Origin of the sequence: Streptococcus sp. HMSC072D07 (assembly GCF_001814835.1) — a bacterium.
Classification (GTDB): domain Bacteria; phylum Bacillota; class Bacilli; order Lactobacillales; family Streptococcaceae; genus Streptococcus.
In genome coordinates, this window is sequence record NZ_KV818048.1 from 1 (window position 1) to 2,257 (window position 2,257).

At 34.2% G+C, this 2,257-nt stretch carries 4 protein-coding genes; all 4 read right to left on the bottom strand.

Annotation, left to right across the window (positions count from 1 at the left end):
- A partial coding sequence (locus HMPREF2991_RS03325) for a DUF6572 domain-containing protein (protein WP_070683549.1) occupies window positions 1-644 on the bottom strand: 644 nt, incomplete at its 3' end.
- On the bottom strand, window positions 641-1,108 hold the full coding sequence (locus HMPREF2991_RS03330) for a hypothetical protein (protein ID WP_070683551.1): 468 nt from the start codon (window positions 1,106-1,108) through the stop codon (window positions 641-643). The genes HMPREF2991_RS03330 and HMPREF2991_RS03325, both read right to left, overlap by 4 nt.
- A 32-nt stretch (window positions 1,109-1,140) precedes the next feature.
- Window positions 1,141-1,467, bottom strand: a complete 327-nt coding sequence (locus HMPREF2991_RS03335) for a hypothetical protein (protein WP_257371857.1) — start codon at window positions 1,465-1,467, stop codon at window positions 1,141-1,143.
- Window positions 1,468-1,529: 62 nt separating this feature from the next.
- The gene (locus HMPREF2991_RS03340) at window positions 1,530-2,024 is read right to left on the bottom strand and encodes a hypothetical protein (RefSeq protein ID WP_070683553.1); all 495 of its coding nucleotides are present in this window, start codon (window positions 2,022-2,024) and stop codon (window positions 1,530-1,532) included.
- Window positions 2,025-2,257: the final 233 nt, after the last annotated feature.

A 2,257-nucleotide genomic window follows, 5' to 3' on the forward strand; every position in this document is an offset into this window, starting at 1 on the left:
AATTCTACCTTCAAGCTCATATCTGTATTTTGCAATGTCTTCTGAACCGCAGCAAGAAAGGCCAATCCATTATCAGATGGAGAATACTGGAATGTGATATGGATGACTTTTTTGTCAAATTGATCACCATATCGCTCCACATACTGCTTACTTTCGAGGAAGTGAATGTAATTATTCATTTTTTCTTGCAGAATTTCCAGATGGACTGCTTCTATCTCTTCCTCCCAGCCAACTGGATCCACCAGAAGAAGTTCTAAATGACTATTTACAACACCAATAGCGTCAAGTTGAGTTGGTTTTAGTTCTGAAGAAATTGCTTTTTGTATCAGTTCTTCAAATTCTTTTTCGGAGAAATAGTGTCTCTTTCTATATGTTTCAATAAGAAGAAATTCTGGATTATCTCTTAAAAATTGTATGTTAGCATCTTCTTGACTAATTTTTGATTTCCAAAATCCGAAATTAGCATAATTAATTAATTCTTCACCATCATGTTCTCCCGACATATAACTATCTGCAGCTTCTTTGGGGATTTCTCTAATCACTTCTGGCATGGTAATATTAAAAGTTGGATAACGCAAGAAATACTTGTCACCATCTTGACAGATTTCCAACATATCTTTTTGACTTACATAAATTGTTTTCATTTTTTCTTCCTTCGGTCTACTGGCAAATCCTTTCTACGACGTAGAATCGTTACTTCGCTGACAGGAATTTTTCCTGATGCATACGTGATAAGACCGTACTTATCATCCATCAATTCCGCACCATCTGCTATATTGTTTTCATTTAAAAATTCTTTATCAGAAACCAATATTCGCACATAAGAATCGGGTGCTGTAAAATCATCATCCCCATGCTTGTGACCAGCCATTGCAAATTCCTGACCTTTATATAGGACACGATCACAAACCGAATACCTCTGACTAACCTCACTATAAGGCACAAGCTTCCCGTATAGACCTTCTCCTTCACCATCTACATAGGAACTATAGGGGAAATATCCTTCTTTCAACATTGCCGGATCTTCTGAAAGAAGGATATAGTCATTTATATAATTCACAAAATTAGAGTATACTTTGTTTTGATAAACTAGAAATTCTTTACGCATACTAACTCTCCACGTATTCCATTATACCATATTCACAACAACAAATTGTCCATATCTACAAATAAAGATGGGGCGAAATCATAAATAGCGTTCAGTTTATCCCTTTTATACTCATCAGCAAAGACTTTCCTTAACTCTGAAAGGTCGCAACTATATTTTTGCATATCCTCTAAAAAATAAAGGACATTCTCAGGCAATAAAAACGGGGAGCGCAATCTCTCTTTATCAATATGTTCTACATTATATCCTGCTTCTTCGTAATTAATATACCACAGCTCCAAGTCAGAAATATACCAAGAATACTGATTTTTGTACTTAAAAGCGACAACAATATTTTCACCATATTTTGCTCTAATCATTTTTTCTCCTTATTCAAATAAGTCTAGTTTTATAGCACTCAAGGAAATAAACTTTTGGAGCGCTATTCAAAACTATTTTTTAAAATTTCATATTCATGACATGTCAGTTCTACGAGCAAGATGCTCACGAGTGTTCCATCTTGAGAAAATCCTAATTTTACTCTCCCATTAGTCAGATACATAGTTTCCTTAGGATTAAGCAACTGTATTTTCAAAAAGTCTTTAGATAAAAAGACATCAAAGGACTGTTTCCTATCATGTAGTCCATTTGTAAACATGATAGTATCACGAAAAACAGGAATGCCTTCTATCTCTTCCACTTCTTCAATGCTCATGTCATCCATTAAAGTCACATTTGAGACTTGGACAAGTATAATATTCACCAACCGAAAAGAATCTGGATTTATCCCAATCTCAAGTAGGCTATTATCGCCTACTAAACGGAAGTAAGCCTTTCGTATATATGAAGGGAAACTTGAACATTCAATAGTAAGAGGCGTATAATAGTCCACCTCAACATTGTAGGTATCTTCAATCACATGACTTAATGTTAACATAGTTGACCCTCTCAATTCTAAATGATATGAGCTAAACTGATAGAGTAGTTCTCTTACTATATCAAGTTTTATAGCCATTAATCAGAAAGTACTTTTTTACATTATACCATATTAGAAATCTAGTCCAGAAAAGATTGCAAAAGTTTAAGAATATTAAAAAAGAGAAGACAAACGCCTTCTCTTTTTCTAACTCACTCCGGCAATTCTACCTTCAAGCTCATATCTGTATTTTG

Bases quoted from the DNA above. Each gene is read 5' to 3' on its own strand.
- HMPREF2991_RS03330 (WP_070683551.1), bottom strand. From the start codon at position 1,108: ATGCGTAAAGAATTTCTAGTTTATCAAAACAAAGTATACTCTAATTTT.
- HMPREF2991_RS03335 (WP_257371857.1), bottom strand. From the start codon at position 1,467: ATGATTAGAGCAAAATATGGTGAAAATATTGTTGTCGCTTTTAAGTAC.
- HMPREF2991_RS03340 (WP_070683553.1), bottom strand. From the start codon at position 2,024: ATGTTAACATTAAGTCATGTGATTGAAGATACCTACAATGTTGAGGTG.